The sequence below is a fragment of the Streptomyces sp. NRRL WC-3618 genome, from assembly GCF_001280005.1.
Taxonomy (GTDB): domain Bacteria; phylum Actinomycetota; class Actinomycetes; order Streptomycetales; family Streptomycetaceae; genus Streptomyces.
In genome coordinates this window covers 1-20,335 of sequence record NZ_LGDW01000477.1, presented here as the reverse complement: position 1 = coordinate 20,335, position 20,335 = coordinate 1, and the positions used below count along the sequence as shown (strand labels likewise).

The following is a 20,335-nucleotide window of genomic DNA, read 5'->3' as shown; positions in this document are numbered from 1 at the left end:
CGGAGCAAGGTGGAAGATCCGGTTCGTGGATCCGTACCCATGGGGAACAACGAGGTCGTCATACGGCCCGGGGAAACACCCTTGGGCGAGGACGGCATCCGGGTGAGGCGACCTCCGTTCGGCCTCTCCGGGGAGTAGCGTGAAGGCATCGGGAGCACTTCGCGCACCGGCCCCGTCGCCGGTGTCGTTCCTGGTGAGCAACGACACCGGACAACTGCCCCCGCGCAGAGGTCCGGGGATGGGTTCGCGCGATGTACGCGACCACCGACCATCGCCTGCCGCGCGCCGTGCCCTTCAGGGCACCGACCGCGCGTCTCGCCCTCAAACCCGTGAACCCTCCTCCGGGCCATGCCGAACTGGACGGCGCCTGGTGGCCCCGCTCACGTGACCTGACCGACGAACTCCCCGCGCTGGCCGACGTACTGGACCCGCTGTGGGGCCGCATCACCCGTATCGCCGTCAACCCCCGCTACTGGCCGGTCATCCCGCACAGGATCTACGTCAACGGCCAGGTGGTGAGGGTCGGTTGGTTCACCACGGAGCTGGACCCGCACAAGATCCTGCTGCTGTCCGGCACGTCGGGCCCCTGGGACCTCCTGGTGGTTCCCCCGGAGGCGACCGACGCCTCGGCCGCCCGGCTTATGGCCGCGGCGAGCGCGAGTACCGCCCCGCAGTCGACAGCGACCGCTCTCATGGCGAGGGAACAGGCCGACCACGCCTCCTCGTCGTACGACTCCGGCAGCGGACGGCCCGGCCGGCCGACGGCGGAGATGTGACCACCGGCGTCACCGCTCCGGCCGTGACGAGGCGGCCCGGATCGCGTGGCCGCCGCGTCGACACGGACCGCTCGTCGGACAGGGTCCGGCGGCAGCACGGTGCGGGGCCGTGCGACTCCGGAACACACGGCGAAGATTCCACCAACACCCCTCGCCCAGACTCCGCGAGAACCCACCCATCGGACAACAGGGAGGCCGACATGGCCGTTTCACGGACCATCAGGAACCACGCGCAGACGATGAAGGGCAGGATCACGGAAGAGCTCGGCCGGGTCACCCACGACAGGAGGCTGCAACGCAGGGGCAGGATCGACCGGGTCTCCGGAGGCCTGAAACAGGCCGTCGAGAAGACCAAGGACGCCTTCAGGCGAAACGGAAGCGGCCCCCGATGATGTACGACCAGACACGCGCCCAGCAGCCCGCAGGCCACACCCCGGGCCCGGCCGGGCGCCGCGGCCCGGGCCCGCAGCCGCTGCTCTCGTCGATCGAACGGGACAAGGTCCTCCAGCGCCTCCGGCACGCCCTCAACACCTTCGCCGACACCCCGCGCGAGGCGCTGGAAGAGGCTGAGAGCACCTACGACGAAGCCACCGCCCTGCTGGTGAGCGCCCTCGCGGAACGGCGCCGTCTCCTGCGCGCCGGCTGGCAGGACCAGGACCCGGGGACGCAGTCCGACGAACTCAGGCACGCGCTGAGGCTGTACCGGGAGATCACCCAACGACTGCTCCACATCTAGAAGGCTCCTGAAGATCTTGCTGGTGGAGGGGTGTCCCGAGCGGAGATGCCCCTCCACTGTTATGCGGTGGCGGGTGTGAGTGTCCAGGTGCCGCCGGTGTGGGCGAGGCCGAGGTCAATGAGACGGCGGAGGTTGAGGGAGGCTGCCCGGTTGTGGAGCCAGGTGTCGTTCTTGAGGACGCCCCGGTAGGGGACGCGTCGGTTGCCTCGGGTGACCAACCAGGCGATGGCCCGTTCGACGGGCGGTCGCCAGCGGCGGTACTCGTCCTGCCATTCCTGGCTGGTGGCGGCCTGGTCCCGGGCGCCACGCGAACACGCTCCCGGCCGGGATCAGCGCGCGACACGTCTCCCAGACATCCGGCCCGACCGGCTCACCAGCCCAGTCCCCCTGCACCGAGACCAGTCTGGCCCCACGTCAGCTGCCGGGTGCCAGAACCAAAGACTTTCAGGAGACTCCTAGCCCAGGGAGCAGCTCGACTTCTCAGCCGGGGACGACCCGCATCCTTCGGCCGGGATGGCGAGGATGAGCCGGTAGATCCCGAATGCCAGCGCCCCCAGGATCACCGCGGAGACGACGAGGTGCGCCGCGCGTGTCCCTCGTGCCTGCCAGTGGTTGTGAGCCAGGAGGAGGAACAGGGCGGCGAGCAGCCAGACGAACAGACCGACGGCGCTGATGATGGCGATCCCCACTATGTGCACCAGTGGAGGATGCCCCTGGCAAACATGATCACCCGCTCCGAATGCCCGGGTCTGCGGCCTTCGGTCGGAGGCCCTGTGTCCAGTTGCCCTCTTATCTGTCGTCATGGCCAGGGCGGTCCCCGGCATCGGCCCACGGAGGCGTCATGAAGTTCGGCAAGGCGCTCGCCACCGGAGTCGCGGAAGAGCGGTCGCGAAACCACGAGGAAGAACTCGAACTCCGCCGACTGATCAACCTCGGACTCACCCGAACCGGCACCACCTGGCACCTCACCCCGGCCACCGCATAGCGAAAAGGGCCGCCCGGCCCACGGCCGGACAGCCCCAACAACAAGATTTTCAGCAGCCTTCCAGGCAACCACTACTCCGCGCTGCGGGGGAGCGCGGAGTAGTGTGGACGGACCGAGAGCATTTCGCACACCGGCTTCCATGCCGGGTCGTTCTCGGCGAAAGCTGAAACCCGGGCCGCGCAGAAGCGGCCCGGAGACGGGTCCGCATCATGTCGGCGACCTTGCTCCTGCCCCTGCCGCATCCCGAGCCCGTCGCAGCCCCGGCCGCGCGTCTCGCCCTGAAGACCGACGGCGCCTCCCGTGGACTCCTGGACGGTGCCTGGTGGCCCCGCTCCCGGGATCTGCCGAGCGAACTGCCCGCGCTGACCGACGTGTTGGACCCTCTGTGGGGCCGCATCACCCGTATCGCCGTCAACCCGATGTACTGGCCGGTCATCCCCCGCAAGGTTTCCGTGAACGGCCACGTCGTCAAGGTCGGCTGGTTCACCCCGCAAATCGACCCGCACAAGCTGCTCCTGCTCTCCTACGGCACCGGCCGCTGGGACCTGCTGATCATCCCGCCGGAGACCGGGGCGGAGTCGGCGGCCCGGCTGATGGCTGCCGCGTCCGCCTACGACGGCCCGCCGATGACCGCGAGCGCGCTCATCGCCGCGGACGAGGCCCGGCACGGTGTCCGCGCCGCCGACGAGCCGCTGATCCCGGACGACGGGGCATGGGAGTACGAGGGCGGCGCCTCCGCGATGTCCGCGACCGTACCGGAACAGCCCCGTCCGTCCGGTCGGACCGGTCGGACCGGTCAGGTCAGTCGCCTGATCGTCGGTATGTGAGGCGGCCGCCATGAGCACCTTCCTGACGGCCACCGTCTTCATCGTCCTCGTCGCAGCGGCGGCATACGTGATCCACCGGCTCAACATCCAGCACGCCGACAGGATTGCCGTGCGCCGGTACAGCGCCGCCCTGCCCGGCCGCCGTGGACGCGGCACGCCGCAGCCCCCGGTGGGACCGGACCGGTCCGAGGCACCGACCGCCGGCGAACGACGGGACCACCGCGACGGGGGCCGCGGCCGCTTCCCGCCGCGCCGGCGCAGCCGTACCACTCACCACAAGTGACAGGAGCCCGGCGGGGCCAACGATCCGAGGCGTCATGACTCTTCCGCAGCTGAACATCTACCGGCACGACCGGGGCACGCGAGCACTGATCACCCTGGCCGGTGAGATCGACCCGGTCACCGCGCCCCAGGTGCGGACCGCCCTGGAGCGATGCCTGGACGACGGCATCACCACCATCGACGTCGACCTGACCACCGTCGGCCTCTGCGACGGCAGCGGCCTGGGCGTCTTCCTCGACGCGTCGCGGTACGCCGTCGAGGCCCGCGCGTCCCTGCGGCTGCACCACCCGTCCCCGCAGACCGCACGGCTCCTCGCGGACACCGGTTCCGGCCGAGTCCTCCTCTCTCGGCCGCTTTGAAAGAGCGGTTCAGGCGGGCTTCGTGCGGGAGCGATGCGTGCAGGGTCTACGGAGAAGCCCCAGTCCGGAGGACATCCGGACCGGGGCTCAGGTCACCCGTACGTTCGGCATTCGCCATCACGGCGGGGTGGCGATGATCGTGCACGTGGCGATGTCGAGCGGCTCATCAGCCACCACGCGGATATCGACCTGCGGTGGGGAAGGGCGCGGTTCGCGATCACCACGCACGACGCCGGGCACAAGCTGACAGTCGCGGACTTCGACCGGGCCCGGCGCATCGACGCCATCGCCAGGGTGCACATGGCTGAGCCTGTCGACGGTTGACGAAGGGCGCGCTGAAGGCACCCCCGCTGTGCCGGGCGTCCGGGCGGCTCCCGTCGGGCGGGCGTGGTGGATTATCTGTGGCCGCGAGCTGAGATATTTACGGAACGTGCGGACAGGTTATTTGCCACGCTAAATAGTGCGGCATTAGTCACCCGACGCGTGACCTTGTGGTGTGCTACTGTCGATCAAAGTTGCAGGTGTGGTTCCCGAAATTTAGAGTCCCGGTCTTTTCCGGCGGGTGATCATCGCAGCGACGCGGAGTCCGCACGGTGCGGATTTCGTATGCACTGCCCCCCAAAGGAGATATGACATGGCTGCTGGCACCGTGAAGTGGTTCAACGCGGAAAAGGGTTTCGGATTCATCGAGCAGGATGGTGGCGGCCCTGACGTGTTCGCCCACTACTCGAACATCTCTGCCCAGGGCTTCCGCGAGCTGCTCGAGGGCCAGAAGGTGACCTTCGACATCGCGCAGGGCCAGAAGGGCCCGACGGCCGAGAACATCGTTCTTGCCTGACGCTGACGCGTACTGTGCAGCTGGGGCCCGCATCCCTCGGGGTACGGGCCCCAGCTGCATGTGTTTTTCTCCCGGAAATCGCACGGCATCGAGTCGTCGGTTTCCGCAACTGAGCCCGCGTGGATTCCATGAATTCACTGCACGCCAGATTCGCATTCGCATTTCATCGGCCCATTCTTGCAATTCTCCGCGCCGCTCGTTGCTGCGGGAAATTCCTAGATGTGAGCCGCGCATCCAGGAAGGTTCCGCATGAACCGCACACGTACGAACGACCGCTACTCCCGCACCCGTAACGGTGGTGCCGCGTCCGGACGGAGCGGTGGCCGATCCGGTTCGCCGACCGCGAGCCGGTCCGGCGGCCAGAGCCGTTCCGGCGGCAGTTACGGCCGTCGATCCGCCGCGCCCCAGGGCGAGTTCGCCCTCCCGGAGACGATCACCCCGGCGCTTCCCGCCGCGGAGGGCTTCGCCGATCTCGACATGCCCAAGGAGTTGCTGGCCGCGCTCCGCGCGCAGGGCGTGACCGAGCCCTTCCCGATCCAGGCCGCGACCCTGCCGAACTCCCTCGCCGGCCGGGACGTCCTCGGCCGCGGGCGCACCGGCTCCGGCAAGACCCTCGCCTTCGGGCTGGCGCTGCTGGCCCGTACGGCCGGGCAGCGCGCCGAGCCGAGGCAGCCGCTGGGCCTGGTCCTCGTACCGACGCGTGAGCTGGCCCAGCAGGTCACCGACGCGCTCACCCCGTACGCCCGCGCCGTACGGCTTCGGCTCGCCACGGTGGTGGGCGGCATGCCGATCGGCAGGCAGGCCAGCGCGCTGCGCGGGGGCGCCGAGATCGTCGTCGCGACCCCCGGACGTCTCAAGGACCTCATCGACCGCGGCGACTGCCGGCTCGACCAGGTCGCCATCACCGTCCTCGACGAGGCCGACCAGATGGCCGACATGGGCTTCATGCCGCAGGTCACCGCGCTGCTCGACCAGGTTCGCACCGGGGGCCAGCGCATGCTGTTCTCCGCGACGCTCGACCGCAACGTCGACCTGCTCGTGCGCCGCTACCTCAGCGACCCGGTCGTGCACTCCGTCGACCCCTCGGCCGGCGCGGTCACGACGATGGAGCACCACGTGCTGCACGTCCACGGCGCCGACAAGCACTCGGCCACCACCGAGATCGCCGCACGTGACGGTCGCGTGATCATGTTCCTGGACACCAAGCACGCCGTCGACCGGCTCACCGAGCACCTCCTGAACAGCGGGGTCCGCGCTGCCGCCCTGCACGGCGGGAAGTCGCAGCCGCAGCGCACGCGCACCCTGACGCAGTTCAAGAGCGGGCACGTCAACGTGCTGGTCGCGACCAACGTCGCGGCGCGCGGCATCCACGTCGACAACCTCGACCTCGTCGTCAACGTCGACCCGCCGACCGACCACAAGGACTACCTCCACCGCGGAGGCAGGACCGCGCGCGCCGGCGAGTCCGGTCGCGTCGTCACCCTGGTCACCCCGAACCAGCGGCGCGAGATGACCCGCCTCATGACGGCGGCCGGCATCGTCCCGCAGACCACGCAGGTCCGCGCCGGCGAAGCCGCCCTGCACGCCATCACCGGGGCCCAGGCCCCCTCCGGCGTCCCGGTCGTCATCACCGCACCGGTGGTCGAACGCGCCAAGAAGCGTGGCGGCAGCACCGCCAGGCGCGGCGGCGCCGCCTCCCGTGGCCGGCGCCGTCCCGCCGCCTCGGCGGCCCACCGCACGCCCGGACGGCAGTCGAGCGTCGACACTGCCGCGTAGGGCCTGTCTTCGAATTCCGGTCTGCCTGGCGGCGCCACGCACGCTCCCCCACGCCGTAAGGGCGTGGGAGGTGCCCCCACTCGCCGTTTCGGGGCGCAGGCCCACGTACAGCCCGTACGAGGGCCTGCGCCCGGCACGACGAGCGCACGCGTCTACTCGGACGGAGCCGCTGCCGCCCGGACGGCGGGCCCCGGGTCCGCCCTCCCGGCCGACGACGGCTTCGACGACAGCCCCGGCACCCTTGTGATCGGGAAGCCGGCCCATCTCCGCTCTCCGTAGGAGGCACTCTTGACGCTGGTCCAGATGCAGAACCGCCCGGCAGGCGCCAACCCCGTGCCCAGCACGGCGGGCGAAGCCATGGACGCGGCCGGACCGCAGGTCTGGCACGACATGACCGTCGAGGTGGCGCTGTCGGTCACGGCGGCCGCCCGTACGGGGCATCTGGTCCTCTGCGACGAGGACGGCCAGTACGTCGGCCTGGTCACCCGGGCCCGGCTCGCCGCGGTCAGGGACAGCCGCGGTTACACGGACCGGATCCGTCTGAGTGACATCACCGACGGCAGCGGGCGCTTCGCCGAACACGCCAGCGCGCCGGGCGTCCCCGTGCCTGCCCTCTCCCGCTGAACGCCCTCTCCGGCTGAACCTTCTTCCGTCCCCCGTCTCCACTTCTCCCTGTGAGGCATCATGCGCTGTGTCATCGCACGCTTCCCGTTCGACCTGACCAAGAGCGGCGTGCTGGAGTCGATGAAGGGCGTCAAGCCCGAGCCGATCACCGGCGAGTCGGTGATCATCGGACGACGTCACTACCCCGTCAAGCAGGTCGGCCAGATCGTCACCCGCCAGGACCCCCGCGATTTCAGCGCGGGTGAGGTGGTGCGGGCCATGGCCAAGCTCGGCTTCACCTGCGGCGCTGTTCCCAAGGCGGCTCCGGCGCGGGTCGAAGACCCGTACCAGCACGCGTCCGCGCTGCTCGGCGACGCCGTGACCGTCTGACCGACCACCGCAACGGCGTGAGCCGGACAAACATCAGTGAGGGCCCGACCGGCAGACGCCGGTCGGGCCCTCACTGCGTGTCAGGTCGTGCCGTGCCGTGTTGTGCTGTGATCGGCACGGTGCTGGGTCGGCGGGGCGGCGGTGGCGGGTGGGTCAGTGGTCGGAGTAGCTGAAGTCGCCCACGGTCCAGGCGCTGACGTCCTCGATCGCGATGCGGTACATCCCGCCCGTCTCCGGGATGCCGACCGTGCCCTGGAGGATCCGGGCGACATGGAAATGCAGGTGCGTGGGCGGCCCGTCCTTCTTCACGGGGGCGTCGAAGACGGCGGAGAACTCGCCCAGCTGGGCCGAGTCCGTCAGCACCTCCGACACTCTCTGCCTCCACACGGCTTCGGGAGCCAGTCTTCCGGTGATGACGGCCCCACCGGTGACCACGGTCAGGGACATCTGGTTGCTCCGCCCGGACTCCACAAGGGCGGCGACGTCAACGATCAGCTCGTCAGGCTTCGACATGGGACCGGATTCTATGCACCGGCCCGGGCGGGACGTGTGCCGCGGACGGTCTCAGACGCCAGCGGGCGCCCCCAGACAGATACCTCATCGTGGAGCCCACCAAAATCTATGCTTGCCGCAGTAGACATTGGGGATCCGAGTCATTACTGTTTCTCTTGTAGCCGAGATCGAGAGAAGCCCGGCAGACACGAACTGGCGGGAAGCAGTACATGCGTGACGGTGCGGTGGTGGAGTGTCGAAGCCAGGTTTGAGCAGGTCGGCGACGGGACTGACGACCGGACCGGGTGGCCTGCGGTGATCAGGGGCCGCCACCGGTAGGGCCGCGGTTGACGCGGCAGCAGTACCAGCAGTACCAGCAGTTCGCAGTACGAGTAGTTCGCTGTACCCGCAGTACCAGCAGTTCGCAGTTCCTGTTCGAAGAACATCGAACGAGTTGTTGCTCCAGAGGGAAGAACGGAGGAGTCGAGCGCCATCAGGATCGCCCAGGCGGAAATCTGAGCCCGGGTACCGCAGGACATCGATAGGTAGGTGGTCTCCGGTCATACATCCGCGATCCCCGCATCCCCTCCCGCTCGGCGGGTGGCAGTGCGGAAAACGAAGGCCGGTGCAGCAGTAGGGCCGGCAGATGGTGTTTGCTGTTCCTTCGGGGCCTTGGTGCCGTACGGCACCAAGGCCCCTCGACGCGTTCCACAGAGAGGTGAGATGACAGCAGACGAGTCGCTAGGCCGTCTCGACGACGACGACTACCCCGCCTTCACGATGGGCCGGGCCGCTGAAATGCTCGGCACCACTCCCGGCTTCCTCCGGGCCCTCGGTGAAGCGCGCCTGATCACACCCCTGCGCTCCGAGGGCGGACACCGCCGCTACTCCCGCTACCAGCTGCGTATCGCGGCCCGCGCGCGTGAGCTCGTCGACCGGGGCACCCCGATCGACGCCGCATGCCGGATCATCATCCTCGAGGACCAGCTCGAGGAAGCGCAGCGCATCAACGCCGAATACCGCCGCGCCGACAACGCTTCCAAACCGTCCGCAGCGTCCTGAAGTGAGCGTGCCCGCCGGGCGGCGGGCCATCACCCACGAGCATGGCCGGAATACTGAGCGGAGTTTTCTGTGGTGATAGCGGGTGCGGGCGGGTAGCGTCTGTGGGAGCTGTCGTGGTTCGGATTTCCCCTTGCCCACGCCCTAGGTGTGGGCGCTTTGCTGTGCTGTGCCGCAGGGACCAGGGCGATCACCTCCGCATGCCCCACGACGGGGCAGGCGTTTCATCGACTGGAAGGCATGACTGTGGCAACTGGAACTGTGAAGTGGTTCAACGCGGAGAAGGGCTTCGGCTTCATCGCCCAGGACGGCGGCGGTCCGGACGTCTTCGCGCACTACTCCGCGATCAACTCCTCGGGCTTCCGTGAGCTCCAGGAGGGCCAGGCCGTGACGTTCGACGTCGTCCAGGGCCAGAAGGGCCCGCAGGCGGAGAACATCAACACCGCCTGATCTACGTTGTGAACGTCCTGGGCCGCGCGGCGTCATACCGCGCGGCCCAGTCGTCGTTCCGGGCTCAGCCCGGCCAGGCGCCCGTCACGCGCCGGACGGCGGTGGCGCCGCCGCGGTCGACGGCGGCTTTGACACCGGCGAAGATCGCGCCCTGGACGACGGCAGCCGCGAGCACCTCGCGCCAGCTGCGGGACTCGTCCGTGGCGTCGGGAGCGTCGTCCTCGTGCGCGAGCCGTTTCCAGGCCTGCTTGAAGATCGCACCGGCCAGGATGCCGCCGAGGGCGCCCATGACCATACCGACCGGCTTGTAGGCGACCTTCGAGGCGTTCATCGGTGCCTCCTCGACCGCCGGACCAGCAGCAGCGCGACGATCGCGACGGCGGCGATCAGCGGGGCGCGATTGGCGCGCACCGCCCGCATACCCTGGCCGGCCTTCTCGCGTACCGGTTCCGGAGCCTTGTCCCGGGCCAGTTCGGCGACGTGTACGGCGGTGCCGCGGACCTGCTCGGTGGCGGCGTGGGCCTTGGCGCGTACCGGCTCGGGGGTCTTGTCCTGTACCGCGTGGGCGGCGTGCGTGGCCCTGTCGCGAAGCTGAGCCCCGACGTGGGCGGTCTTCTCGGCGACCTGCTGCTTGACGGCCGCGGTCCTCTCCTGGGCCCGCGCCTTGACGTCGGCCTTCGCCGCGAGCGCCTCGACGGTCTCGCCCAGGTCCCCGCGCGTCGCCTCGACCCGCCTACGCAGTTCCTCAGCGGACGGTGTCGCGTCGTCGCCCGGCTGCGCCTTGTTGTCGGTCATCGGTGTGCACTCTCCTTGATCGCGGCTACGTCGGCCTTGACGCGGTCCATCGTCCGTTCGGGTGTCGGTGGTGATCCCTTGCTGAACTGCTGCTTTCCGAGCGCCGCCATCACCGCGGTGACGGCGGCCAGGACGCCCGTGACGATCAGCGCCGCCGCCCACACGTCCATGACGAGCGACAGCGCGGCGATCCCTGTGGCCACCAGTGCCTGAAGAGTGAGGACACCCCCCAGGCCGGCGCCCCCGAACAGACCGCCGCCCTTGCCGTACCGCTTGCCCTTCTCGGTCATCTCCGCCTGAGCCAGCCGCATCTCGTCACGGACCAGCTGTGACAACTGGTGCGAGGCACGCTGGACCAGGTCGCTCACCGGTTCCCGCGTCTCGCCGGCCGTGCGGTGGGAGCCCGCTGTTGTCATGGGTGCTCACCTGTCCTTGGTCGGATCTGTCGGACGGCTCTGCGAGTACCCCCGCCCGCCCGCGTCACCCCGCCCGAGCACGCACGACCCACCGGCCCGTTCGCCGGCTCATCCACCGGCTCATTCACTGGCTTGTCCACCGGTTCAGGATTCGAGGCGGCGGCGGTCCTCCGGGTCCCACTTCCGGGTGTCCCGCGGCTCTACGTAGGGTTCCTCGTCGACCGGGTGGCCGCCCGCGACGGCGCGTTGGCGGGCCAGTTCCGCGTCGCACTCCAGGCCGAGCAGGATCGCCAGATTCGTGATCCACAGCCACACCAGGAAGATGATCACGCCGGCGAAGGTGCCGTACGTCTTGTTGTACGAGGCGAAGTTCGCCAGGTAGACCGCGAACCCGGCGGACGCGATCATCCAGATCACCAGTGCCAGGAAGCTGCCCGGCGTGATCCACCGGAAGCCGCGGATCTTCGCGTTCGGTGTCGCCCAGTACAGCAGCGCGATCATGATCGTGACCAGGATCACCAGCACCGGCCACTTCGCGATCGACCACACCGTCAGTGCCGTGTCGCCGATCCCCAGCGCGCCGCCCACCTGCCGGGCCAGGCCTCCGGTGAACACGACGATCACCGCGCTGAACACGGCGAGGACCATGAGGACCACCGTCACGCCCAGCCGGACGGGCAGCACCTTCCAGACCGGACGGCCCTCGGGGAGGTCGTACACCGCGTTGGCGCTCCTGATGAACGCGGCGACATAGCCGGAGGCCGACCACACCGCGAGCACCAGACCCACGATCGCCAGGACCGAGCCGATGCCGGCGGTGCCCTGCATCTGCTGCACGGCGTTGCGCAGGACGTCCCGCACCGCGCCCGGGGTCAGTTGCTGGATGTTGTCCAGCACCCGCTGCGACGTCGACTTCCCCATGATCCCCAGGAGGGAGACCAGCACCAGCAGGGCCGGGAACAGCGCCAGGATGCTGTAGTAGGTCAGGGCGGCGGCCCGGTCGACCAGCTCGTCCCGCTTGAACTCCTTGGCGGCGCCTTTCAGCACCGCCACCCAGGAGGACCTGGGCAGGTCGGTCGGCTTGTCCGGCGCCCGCTGCTCCACCCGCTCGTCCGGCCCGGCTCGGGGTGGCCGCGTGGCCCCGGCGGTCGCGTCGGCCGGTTCTCCGTGCCCACCGCGGCCGTCGTCGTACCCCCTGCGGCCGTCGTCGTACCCCCTGTGGCTGTCGTGCTCGCCGTACCCGTTGCGCTCGTCGTATTCGGCATGGCGTCCATGCCGTCTCAGGTTCCGTTGCATTTCGCACGAGTATCCGGTTGGGCAGCGATCCAACCGTCGGTTCGGAGACCTGGAAGCCCGGCCGCCCGGGCGCTCCCTCAGCCGACGCTCAGCTCCGTGAGGCCGCCGTGCCCGCCGTGCCCGCCGATGCCGCCCAGCTCGCCCAGCTCGCCCAGCGGCAGGGTGTGGTGGGTCTGCAGGACCTTCGCGCGCAGGTAGCGGACGTTCGCCGGGGTGCTGAACACGCCCGTGGGGACGCGGTCGTGGACGTCCATGCCCAGCGCCCGGAGCTGGTCGCCCTTGTCCGGGTTGTTGGACAGGAGGTTCAGCGAGTCGATGCCCAGGGCCTGGAGCATCTGGGCCGCCGCCGTGTAGTCGCGGGCGTCCTCCGGGAGGCCCAGCGCGGCGTTCGCGGCGTACGTGTCGAGGCCCTCGTCCTGGAGGGCGTACGCGTCGAGCTTGTTGTAGAGGCCGATTCCCCGGCCCTCCTGGCGGAGGTAGAGCAGGACGCCGCCGTGCTCGGCGATGCGCTCGACGGCCTCGCGCAGCTGCGGGCCGCAGTCGCAGCGGGCCGAGCCGAAGGCGTCGCCCGTGAGGCACTCGGAGTGCAGCCGGACCAGCGGGGTGGTGCCGGGCGCCGGTTCGCCGAGGATCATCGCCACGTGCTCCTGGCCGTCGGTCAGGCCGTGGAAGGTGACCAGTTCGGTGTCGACGCTGTAGCCGTCGTGGAAGCGCAGCGGCACCCGGACGCGGGAGCGCTGGGTGGCGGCGGGGAAGTCGGGCATGCGGGTCTCCCGTTGGTCTCGATCGATCCTCGGATCTGCGGGGGGATCTGCTTCAGAAGCTGTTGACAGCTGTTGACGAAGCCGTTTCCGAAGCTGTTTCAGATTTGAAGCAGATCCTCACTCGAAGGGTGACCCTACCCCATGCTTAAAAATTAAAGCAACGTAGTGCGGTGCGACTCATGCGCCCAAGTCGTCGGCACCGCACGCCGAGGAGGACCGGCGCAGCCACGGCAGCCCCTCTGGCGCCGCCTGCGCCCCCTCCCCTTGGAGCGCCTGCTCGATCCGCGTGCCGATCTCCTCCAGTTGGCCCACCTGCTCCGGCGTCAGGTGATCGAAGAGGGCGGCGCGGACCGTGGCGACATGCCCGGGGGCGGTGCGCTCCAGGACCGCCATCCCCTCGTCGGTCAGCGCGGCGATGGTGCCCCGCTTGTCCCACTTGCAGGCCTCGCGCCGTACGTGCCCGTCCTTCTCCAGCCGCGCCACCGCGTACGTCAGCCGACTGCGCGTGATCTTCAGCTTCTCGGCGAGATCGGTCATCCGCAGCCGCCGCTCGGGCGTCTCGGAGAGGTAGGCCAGGATCGTGTAGTAGAGGTGCGGCATCCCGGCGTCCTGCTGGAGCTGCCGGTCGAGCGCGTCCTCCAGGAGCAGGGAGGCGGCGACATAGGCGCGCCACGCGCGCTGCTCCTCGGGGGTGAGCCAGCGGGTCGTCATGCGACCAGTGTAGGTTTGTTTCAAACTTGAACCAAGCGGTAGGTCCTGCGAGCGCCGGAAGAGCCGGAAAGGGCCGGAACGAGCCGGAAGAGAGTGCCCCCATGCCCCTCCCTCACGTCCTGCTGTCCGCCGCCGTCTCCCTCGACGGCTACCTGGACGACACCGGCCCCGAGCGCCTGCTGCTCTCCAGCCCCGCCGACTTCGACCGGGTCGACGAGGTACGGGCGTCCAGCGACGCGATCCTCATCGGCGCCGGCACCATCCGCGCCGACAATCCGCGTCTCCTGGTCAACTCGCCCGAACGGCGGGCCGCGCGGCTGGCGGCCGGAAAGCCCGAGTACCCGCTCAAGGTGACGGTGAGCGGATCGGGGGAACTGGACCCGGCCGCCAACTTCTGGCACACGGGCGGCGAGAAGGTCGTCTACACGACGGACAAGGGCGCCGAACAGGCCCGGCGCGCGAACCTCGGTGCCGACGTCGAGGTCGTCGGCCTGGGCCCCGGCCCGCTCGACTGGCGGGCGCTGCTCGAACACCTGCATGACGTACGGGGGGTGCGGCGCCTGATGGTCGAAGGCGGCGGCACCGTCCACACCCAGCTCCTCCAGCAGGGCCTCGCCGACGAACTCCAGCTCGTCCTCGCACCCCTGTTCGTCGGCGACCCCGGCGCCCCCCGCCTCTTCGGCCCCGGCGCCTACCAGGGCGGCCGGCTCCGGCTCACGGACACGCGCCGGATCGAGGACGTCGTCCTCATGCGCTACGAGCCCACCGCCCCCGGCACCGGCCCGCTCGCCTCCGCCGCCGACCGGCACTGGCTGGCACTGGCGTGCGAACTTGCCGAGCGGTGTCCGCCCTCGCGCACGGCGTTCAGTGTGGGCGCGGTGGTGGTCGCCGCCGACGGTACGGAACTGGCGCGCGGCCACTCCCGCGAGGGCGGCGACCCGGTCGTGCACGCGGAGGAGGCAGCGCTCGCGAAGCTCGACCAGGCCGACCCCCGGCTCGGCACGGCCACCGTCTACAGCAGCCTGGAACCCTGCGCGCACCGCGCCTCCCGCCCCGCGCCCTGCGCCCGGCTGATCCTCGAGGCGGGCGTACGCCGGGTGGTGACCGCCTGGCGCGAGCCGGACACCTTCGTGGTGGCGGCGAACGGGACCGGGCTGCTCGCGGGGGAGGGCGTGGAGGTCGTCGTCCTGCCCGAGTACGAGGAGCGGGCCAAGGCCCCCAACGCCCATCTGTCGGACTGACGACGGGCTGACGAAGGACTGGTGATCGGCTGACGATCAAACGTGGTGATCGGGGTCCCGCAGATGGCGTATAGTTGAGTTCAACGACGCGGGGTGGAGCAGCTCGGTAGCTCGCTGGGCTCATAACCCAGAGGTCGCAGGTTCAAATCCTGTCCCCGCTACTGAAGGCCCAGGGCCGGAAACCAGGAAACTGGTTTCCGGCCCTGAGTCGTTTTCCGGCCACATATCCTCGGCGGTCGCCCGCAGAGTACGAAGCGGCGCGTACTCGCGAGTCGCTCAGGGCATGGTCAACTCGCCCGATTTTCACCGGTGGTGACCCGGAAAGTCCTCCGGAAAAGGATTAATGATCAACGGGAACAGCTTGGAATCCGGTGGCCAGGTCTATTAACGTTCGATAACGCAGCACGGTCGTACCAGCCGTCACAAGAGTCGGCTCCGTGCGCACGCGCCGAATCCCGCAAGGGAACCGGGGAACCACCAACTTGGGGTGAATCGTTCGTCCGCCTGCTGGCAACACGGCAGGTATACGCGCGTAGGAGACCTTCCTGCTCCGAACCCGTCAGCTAACCCGGTAGGCGAGAAGGAAGGAAAGGAGCACGCCCACGTGGCGTCAAACCCGGCTGCCCCAGAAGCCCCGTCCGTGCCGAGTCAGCGCAGCAGCGAGACCGAGGACGGCACGTTCCCGACCTTCGGCTTCCTCGGCCGCCGTATCGACGAGGGCCCCTGGGAAGAGTGGAACCCCACCGCGGACTCCACCCGACCCGTTCGCGGCCGGCACCGCGTCAGCAAGCAGCGCGGCGGAGGACTCGCGCGCAGCTCCACCGTTCTCGGCGTCGGTGTCATAGCCGCCGTCGGCGCGGGAGGCATGGCCACCGCGCAGACCGGCAAGCCGCCGGTCTCCATCTCCATCCCCGACCTGCCGTCCGTGGGCTCGCCCTTCACGGACGACGACTCGGACAACGAACCCCAGGGCTCCGCCACCGCGCTCAGCAGCGTCGGCGTGACCACCGAGGAGACCGAGCAGGGCGCCAGCGACGCGGGCGAGGCCCTGCGCGCTCGCATCATCCTCCAGGCCGAGCAGCAGAAGGACCAGGCCGAGGCCAAGGTCCAGAAGGCCGCCCAGGACGCCGCCGCGAAGAAGGCCGCCGCCGAGGCGGCCAAGGTGAAGCAGGAGGCCGCCGAGAAGGCCGCCGCCGCGAAGAAGAAGGCCGCAGAAGCAGCGGAGGCGAAGCGTGAGGCCGCGCGTCTCGCCGAGCTCGCCAAGGAGTACACGCTGCCGGTCTCCTCGTACACGATCACCTCCACGTTCGGCCAGGCCGGGTCCCTCTGGTCCTCCGGCTACCACACCGGCCTCGACTTCGCCGCGCCCACCGGCACGCCGCTCAAGGCCATCCACAGCGGCACGGTCACCGAGGCCGGCTGGAGCGGCTCCTACGGCTACCGCACGATCATCACCCTCGACGACGGCACCGAGCTCTGGTACGCCCACCAGTCGTCGATCAACGTCAGCGTCGGCCAGAAGGTCGGCACGGGCGACGTCATCGGCCGCGTCGGTGCCACCGGCAACGTCACCGGTGCCCACCTCCACCTCGAGGTCCACACCAGCAGCTCGGACAGGGCCGGCATCGACCCGATGGCGTGGCTGCGGAGCATGGGCCTCAACCCGTAAGGGACGCGTTCCCCGGTTTCTCCCAGGTAGTCCTGACGTTCACGACCCGACGTCGGGACTACCTGCTTTTGAGGCACGCGCTGTTCGGCCCGTTCACACGAACTTCGCGACCGGGCCGGAATCAGGGCCTCCGTCACGGGCGTTGACGATGAACATGACTGTTCTGCGCAAGCTCGGATCATCGGACCTGGAAGTCTTCCCCCTCGCCCTCGGCGGCAACGTCTTCGGCTGGACCGCCGACGAGGCCCACTCCTTCGAGGTGCTCGACGCCTACGCGGCGGCCGGCGGCAACTTCATCGACACCGCCGACGCCTACTCGGCGTGGGCCCCCGGCAACAAGGGCGGCGAGTCCGAGACCGTCATCGGGAAGTGGCTGAAGACGCGTGGCAACCGCGACAGCATCGTGGTCGCCACGAAGGTCAGCCAGCACCCCGACTACCCCGGCCTCTCGGGCGGCAACATCAAGGCCGCCGCCGACGCCTCCCTGCGCCGCCTCGGCACCGACCACATCGACCTCTACTTCACGCACTTCGACCAGCCCGAGGTGCCCGTCGAGGAGATCATCGGCGCCCTCGACGAACTGGTGACCGCGGGCAAGGTGCGCCACATCGCCGTCTCCAACATCTCCCCCGAGCGGCTCCAGGACTCCCTGGACTTCTCCGACCGCGAGGGCCTGGCCAAGTACGTGGCCATCCAGCCCCACTACAACCTGGTCTCACGCGACACCTACGAGGGCCCGCGACGCGACATCGCCTCCCGTACGGGCCTTGCCGCCGTCCCGTACTACGCGCTGGCCTCCGGTTTCCTCACCGGCAAGTACCGCGCCGGTACGACGGTCGACAGCCCGCGCGCGGGGGGCGCCGCCCAGCACCTGGAGTCGGAGCGCGGCCGGAAGGTCCTGGCCGCGCTGGACACCGTCGCGGCGGCGCACGGCGCGGAGGTCGCCACGGTCGCCCTGGCCTGGCTCGCCGCCCGGCCGACGGTGGCCGCCCCGATCGCGTCCGCCCGCACGGCCGACCAGCTCGCGCCGCTGCTCGCGGTCGCGGAACTGGAACTGACGGAGGCGGAGATGGCGCTCCTGACGGCGGCTTCGGCGTGAGGTTCGGCGTGAGGTTCGGCCGGGGGGTGTGACGGGTCCCGGCCCGCCACAGGAATCAGGAGCGGTACGGGTTGTAGGCCGGGTACGGGGTCACGGGGCCGTACGGCTGCTGCCCGTACCCCTGTTCTCCGTAGCCCAGAGGCGCGTGTCCGTAGGGCCGCTGTGCGTACGGCTGTTGTGTGTACGTCGGCCAGGGGACCGGCGGCATGGGAGCCGGCGCCGGTGCGATCGCGCGCGCCGCGTGGTCCAGGGCCGGGCGGGCCACCGTTCTGCGCTGCCACAGCTCGCCCAGCAGTACTTGTTCCCGGACGACGAAATCGGCGCCCGCGCGGCCGAGGCGCCCCCGGTGGCGCAGGAACGCCAGCGAGGTCGCGTACGCCTCGTACTGCGCCACCGCGCGCGCCGCCGGTCTGCCCAGGTGGTGGCGGGCGTACTCGCGGGCCAGGCGCCGGGCACGCATCGAGCCGAGGGCGTACGGCTCGGCCGGGGCCAGCCAGCCGGCCTGTGCGTACGCCGGCAACTCGGCGCGCACGGTACGCAGTTCGCGCTGGCGGGTCCAGATGACCAGCCAGGTCAGCAGCCCGAACGCGGGCAGCATGAACGCGGCGTACACCGCGATGAACCCGAACTCCCCGAACGTCGACGAGCCGTTCCAGAGGGCGTGCGTGCTCATCGCGAGCAACAGCCCGGACAGCGGCAGCAGCACCCGGCGGACGTGCCGGCCCTCGCCCCACAGCGCGGAGATCCCGAAACCGATGCCGGTGAGGACCGTGAACAGGGGGTGCGCGAACGGGGACATGACGACGCGCACGAAGAAGGTCGCCGCCGTGACCGAGGCGATACCGGTGTCCCCGGTGAGCTGGTCGGTGCCGAACGCGGTGCCGATATAGAGGATGTTCTCGGTGAACGCGAAGCCGGTGGCGGTGATCCCGGCGATCACGACGCCGTCGACGATGCCGGTGAAGTCGCGTCGGCGGAAGAGGTAGATGAGCAGTACGGCCGCCGCCTTCGCCGACTCCTCGACGATCGGCGCTATGACGGTCGCCCCGAGGGTGTCCGCGCCGGACGGGTCGGCGGTGGCGGTCGCTATCCATCTCGTCGCGAAGCTGTTGGCGACGATCGCTATCAGGGCCGCCGCGCAGGCGCCCCAGGCGAACGCGAAGACCAGGTTCCGCCACGGCCCCGGCTCGACCCGGTCCAGCCAGCGGAACGCGGCGACGAGCAACGGCACGGGCAGCACGGCGAGCCCCAGCCCGACCAGGAACCCCTCGGTGCCGGTCTGCTCGCGGACCAGGGCGAGGATGACGAGACCGGAGAGCGCGAGCAGGCTGACGACGGCGCCGTACCGCACCCAGTTCCGCTGCCACCAGTGAGCGTGCCGCAACGCCCCGCCGACCGGACCGTCGGTGGGACCGCTGGGGTGGGTCGGGTACGGGGGGAAGGCGGCCACGGCATCGACCCTAACGAGGGAGCTCTACGGGTGCTGCACCCGGCGGAACAGCAGGTCGTTCACGACATGACCCTTCTCCAGGCCCTGGCCCTCGAAACGGGTCAGCGGCCGGAACCGCGGACGTGGCGCGTAACCGCCCGCGGGCTGGGTGTTCTCGAACTCCGGGTGCGCGTCGAGCACCTCGAGCATCTGTTCGGCGTACGGCTCCCAGTCGGTCGCGCAGTGCACGACGGCGCCGGGGCGCAGCCGGCCGGCGGCAAGATCGAGGAACTCGGCCTGGATCAGCCGCCGCTTGTGGTGCCGCTTCTTGGGCCAGGGGTCCGGGAAGTAGACGCGCAGGCCGTCGAGGGAGTCGGGGGTGAGCATCTCGCGGAGCAGGATGATCGCGTCACCGTTGGCGACGCGGACGTTGGTCAGCCCGTGCTGGTCGGCGAGATTGAGCAGATTGCCCTGGCCCGGGGTGTGCACGTCCACGGCGAGAACGTTCGTACCGGGATCGTCGGCAGCCATCCTCGCGGTGGCCTCGCCCATCCCGAACCCGATCTCGAGTACGACGGGCAGGTCGTCCCCGAACAGCTCGCCGAGCCGGAGAGCGTGCCCGTCGATGTCGAGGCCCCACTTGGGCCACAGCCGACGCAGCGCGTCACCCTGCCCGGCGGTGACCCGGCTGCGCCGGGGCTGAAAGCTTCTGATCCGCCGCTCGAAGTGCGACCCGGCGGGATCGGCCTGCGGCCCGCCGGGGAAGCGGGGGGTGCCCTTGGGCCGGGCGGGGACGGGCGTCGATGCGGAGTCAAGGGAGTCGTCAGACACAGTGGACCCGATTTTACGGGGCGGGGGCGTGTTTACCCACCCGCCCACCCGTCTCGGTCCGTATACCAGGCACTCTCGAACCACCCGCACCTTCTCTCCCCGCCCCCCTCCAGCCCGTCCGGCGTTTGAGGACGAGCGCGTTCAGCGCGAAGGGGGGTCTGGGGGCGCAGCCCCCAGGTACGGGATGGGACGGGTAAGGGCGGCGGGGGCGAGGAGAAGCCCCGCGCTCACTCGCCCAGTACAGCCAGCGCCCGCCGAGCCACCTCTCTCCCGATCGGCAGCGAAGCGGTCGCCGCCGGCGACGGCGCGTTCAGCACATGCACCGCCCGCGCCCCCTCCCGGATGAGAAAGTCGTCCACCAGCGTCCCGTCCCGCAGCACGGCCTGCGCCCGCACCCCCGCCGCCGCAGGCACCAGATCCCCCTCCGACACCACCGGCAACAACCTCCGCACCGCCCGCGCGAACGCCCTCTTGGACACCGACCGCCGCAGCTCCCCACCCCCGTACCGCC

The 20,335-nt window shown here is 70.0% G+C and carries 26 protein-coding genes, 1 tRNA gene, 3 pseudogenes and 1 riboswitch; of the genes and pseudogenes, 18 read left to right on the top strand and 12 right to left on the bottom strand.

The features are described 5' to 3' along the window. The first annotated feature begins 251 nt into the window (after positions 1–251). From ADL01_RS36815 to ADL01_RS36805, 3 genes are all read left to right on the top strand, one after another. Positions 252–776 (top strand): DUF5994 family protein, encoded by a 525-nt coding sequence (locus ADL01_RS36815; protein WP_053746409.1) that lies wholly within the window; start codon positions 252–254, stop codon positions 774–776. Between the two features lie 200 nt (positions 777–976). Further along, positions 977–1,168, top strand: a complete 192-nt coding sequence (locus ADL01_RS36810; protein ID WP_053746408.1) for a CsbD family protein — start codon at positions 977–979, stop codon at positions 1,166–1,168. After that, positions 1,165–1,512, top strand: a complete 348-nt coding sequence (locus tag ADL01_RS36805) for a hypothetical protein (protein WP_053746407.1) — start codon at positions 1,165–1,167, stop codon at positions 1,510–1,512. The genes ADL01_RS36810 and ADL01_RS36805 overlap by 4 nt, the downstream gene beginning before the upstream one ends. A 59-nt stretch (positions 1,513–1,571) precedes the next feature. Here ADL01_RS36805 and ADL01_RS43125 read toward each other — a convergent pair. Next, a pseudogene (locus ADL01_RS43125) lies at positions 1,572–1,820 on the bottom strand (transposase); the annotation flags it as partial. 147 nt (positions 1,821–1,967) lie between these two features. Continuing rightward, positions 1,968–2,210, bottom strand: coding sequence for a hypothetical protein (locus ADL01_RS36800; RefSeq protein ID WP_159049731.1), 243 nt, complete (start codon positions 2,208–2,210; stop codon positions 1,968–1,970). A gap of 143 nt (positions 2,211–2,353) precedes the next feature. On the opposite strand from ADL01_RS36800, the gene ADL01_RS45055 reads away from it, so the two are divergent. The 9 genes and pseudogenes from ADL01_RS45055 to ADL01_RS36765 all read left to right on the top strand — a co-directional run bounded on the left by ADL01_RS45055 (position 2,354) and on the right by ADL01_RS36765 (position 7,572). After that, a complete protein-coding gene (locus tag ADL01_RS45055) occupies positions 2,354–2,497 on the top strand; it encodes a hypothetical protein (protein WP_159049730.1) in 144 nt (47 codons plus the stop codon). A 209-nt stretch (positions 2,498–2,706) separates the two neighbouring features. Further along, entirely contained in the window at positions 2,707–3,324 is a 618-nt protein-coding gene (locus tag ADL01_RS36795; protein ID WP_053746405.1) for a DUF5994 family protein, read from the top strand. Between the two features lie 10 nt (positions 3,325–3,334). Next, entirely contained in the window at positions 3,335–3,607 is a 273-nt protein-coding gene (locus ADL01_RS36790) for a hypothetical protein (RefSeq protein ID WP_053746404.1), read from the top strand. 34 nt (positions 3,608–3,641) lie between these two features. Next, entirely contained in the window at positions 3,642–3,965 is a 324-nt protein-coding gene (locus ADL01_RS36785; RefSeq protein ID WP_053746403.1) for an STAS domain-containing protein, read from the top strand. 37 nt (positions 3,966–4,002) lie between these two features. After that, a pseudogene (locus ADL01_RS43120) lies at positions 4,003–4,289 on the top strand (4a-hydroxytetrahydrobiopterin dehydratase). A 310-nt stretch (positions 4,290–4,599) separates the two neighbouring features. After that, on the top strand, positions 4,600–4,803 hold the full coding sequence (locus ADL01_RS36780) for a cold-shock protein (RefSeq protein ID WP_053746402.1): 204 nt from the start codon (positions 4,600–4,602) through the stop codon (positions 4,801–4,803). A 249-nt stretch (positions 4,804–5,052) separates the two neighbouring features. Next, the gene (locus ADL01_RS36775) at positions 5,053–6,579 is read left to right on the top strand and encodes a DEAD/DEAH box helicase (protein ID WP_053746401.1); all 1,527 of its coding nucleotides are present in this window, start codon (positions 5,053–5,055) and stop codon (positions 6,577–6,579) included. A gap of 288 nt (positions 6,580–6,867) precedes the next feature. Further along, positions 6,868–7,203, top strand: a complete 336-nt coding sequence (locus ADL01_RS36770; protein WP_053746400.1) for a CBS domain-containing protein — start codon at positions 6,868–6,870, stop codon at positions 7,201–7,203. Positions 7,204–7,263: 60 nt separating this feature from the next. Further along, positions 7,264–7,572, top strand: a complete 309-nt coding sequence (locus ADL01_RS36765) for an SCO5918 family protein (RefSeq protein WP_053746399.1) — start codon at positions 7,264–7,266, stop codon at positions 7,570–7,572. Between the two features lie 153 nt (positions 7,573–7,725). On the opposite strand, the gene ADL01_RS36760 is transcribed toward ADL01_RS36765, so the two are convergent. Then, positions 7,726–8,085, bottom strand: coding sequence for a hypothetical protein (locus ADL01_RS36760; RefSeq protein ID WP_053746398.1), 360 nt, complete (start codon positions 8,083–8,085; stop codon positions 7,726–7,728). A gap of 702 nt (positions 8,086–8,787) precedes the next feature. Between ADL01_RS36760 and ADL01_RS36755 the strand changes: the two genes are divergently transcribed. Beyond that, positions 8,788–9,126 carry a MerR family transcriptional regulator gene (locus ADL01_RS36755; RefSeq protein WP_053746397.1) on the top strand — a complete coding sequence of 113 codons (339 nt, stop codon included), beginning with the start codon at positions 8,788–8,790 and terminating at the stop codon, positions 9,124–9,126. Between the two features lie 243 nt (positions 9,127–9,369). After that, positions 9,370–9,573 (top strand): cold-shock protein, encoded by a 204-nt coding sequence (locus ADL01_RS36750; protein ID WP_053746396.1) that lies wholly within the window; start codon positions 9,370–9,372, stop codon positions 9,571–9,573. A gap of 64 nt (positions 9,574–9,637) precedes the next feature. Here the strand turns inward: ADL01_RS36750 and ADL01_RS36745 are convergent, their stop codons facing one another. The 6 genes from ADL01_RS36745 to ADL01_RS36720 form a co-directional block, all read right to left on the bottom strand. Beyond that, positions 9,638–9,904: a DUF4235 domain-containing protein gene (locus tag ADL01_RS36745; RefSeq protein WP_053746395.1), complete on the bottom strand. Its 267-nt coding sequence runs from the start codon at positions 9,902–9,904 to the stop codon at positions 9,638–9,640. Next, entirely contained in the window at positions 9,901–10,368 is a 468-nt protein-coding gene (locus ADL01_RS36740; RefSeq protein WP_053746394.1) for a DUF3618 domain-containing protein, read from the bottom strand. Before ADL01_RS36740 ends, ADL01_RS36745 begins: the two co-directional genes overlap by 4 nt. Next, on the bottom strand, positions 10,365–10,784 hold the full coding sequence (locus ADL01_RS36735; protein ID WP_053746393.1) for a phage holin family protein: 420 nt from the start codon (positions 10,782–10,784) through the stop codon (positions 10,365–10,367). Before ADL01_RS36735 ends, ADL01_RS36740 begins: the two co-directional genes overlap by 4 nt. A 144-nt stretch (positions 10,785–10,928) precedes the next feature. Then, the gene (locus ADL01_RS36730; RefSeq protein ID WP_078960980.1) at positions 10,929–12,080 is read right to left on the bottom strand and encodes a YihY/virulence factor BrkB family protein; all 1,152 of its coding nucleotides are present in this window, start codon (positions 12,078–12,080) and stop codon (positions 10,929–10,931) included. A 77-nt stretch (positions 12,081–12,157) separates the two neighbouring features. Beyond that, positions 12,158–12,844 (bottom strand): GTP cyclohydrolase II, encoded by a 687-nt coding sequence (locus ADL01_RS36725; RefSeq protein ID WP_053746392.1) that lies wholly within the window; start codon positions 12,842–12,844, stop codon positions 12,158–12,160. A 177-nt stretch (positions 12,845–13,021) separates the two neighbouring features. Further along, positions 13,022–13,555 carry a MarR family winged helix-turn-helix transcriptional regulator gene (locus ADL01_RS36720; RefSeq protein ID WP_053746391.1) on the bottom strand — a complete coding sequence of 178 codons (534 nt, stop codon included), beginning with the start codon at positions 13,553–13,555 and terminating at the stop codon, positions 13,022–13,024. 101 nt (positions 13,556–13,656) lie between these two features. Here ADL01_RS36720 and ADL01_RS36715 point away from each other — a divergent pair, with 101 nt between their 5' ends. The 4 genes from ADL01_RS36715 to ADL01_RS36700 all read left to right on the top strand — a co-directional run bounded on the left by ADL01_RS36715 (position 13,657) and on the right by ADL01_RS36700 (position 17,564). After that, complete coding sequence (locus tag ADL01_RS36715; RefSeq protein WP_053746390.1) at positions 13,657–14,796, top strand: dihydrofolate reductase family protein; 1,140 nt, start codon at positions 13,657–13,659, stop codon at positions 14,794–14,796. A gap of 87 nt (positions 14,797–14,883) precedes the next feature. Continuing rightward, positions 14,884–14,957 (top strand) — tRNA-Met (locus tag ADL01_RS36710). A 275-nt stretch (positions 14,958–15,232) separates the two neighbouring features. After that, a riboswitch (cyclic di-AMP (ydaO/yuaA leader) is annotated at positions 15,233–15,389 on the top strand. 11 nt (positions 15,390–15,400) lie between these two features. Then, positions 15,401–16,465 (top strand): M23 family metallopeptidase, encoded by a 1,065-nt coding sequence (locus ADL01_RS36705; RefSeq protein WP_053746389.1) that lies wholly within the window; start codon positions 15,401–15,403, stop codon positions 16,463–16,465. 154 nt (positions 16,466–16,619) lie between these two features. Then, positions 16,620–17,564, top strand: a complete 945-nt coding sequence (locus tag ADL01_RS36700) for an aldo/keto reductase (RefSeq protein WP_053746421.1) — start codon at positions 16,620–16,622, stop codon at positions 17,562–17,564. Positions 17,565–17,619: 55 nt separating this feature from the next. On the opposite strand, the gene ADL01_RS36695 is transcribed toward ADL01_RS36700, so the two are convergent. The 3 genes and pseudogenes from ADL01_RS36695 to ADL01_RS36685 form a co-directional block, all read right to left on the bottom strand. Continuing rightward, on the bottom strand, positions 17,620–19,014 hold the full coding sequence (locus ADL01_RS36695) for a PrsW family glutamic-type intramembrane protease (RefSeq protein ID WP_053746388.1): 1,395 nt from the start codon (positions 19,012–19,014) through the stop codon (positions 17,620–17,622). Positions 19,015–19,038: 24 nt separating this feature from the next. Continuing rightward, the gene (gene trmB / locus ADL01_RS36690) at positions 19,039–19,824 is read right to left on the bottom strand and encodes a tRNA (guanosine(46)-N7)-methyltransferase TrmB (protein WP_234354916.1); all 786 of its coding nucleotides are present in this window, start codon (positions 19,822–19,824) and stop codon (positions 19,039–19,041) included. A gap of 227 nt (positions 19,825–20,051) precedes the next feature. Continuing rightward, positions 20,052–20,335 (bottom strand): annotated as a pseudogene (locus ADL01_RS36685) (L-2-hydroxyglutarate oxidase); the annotation flags it as partial.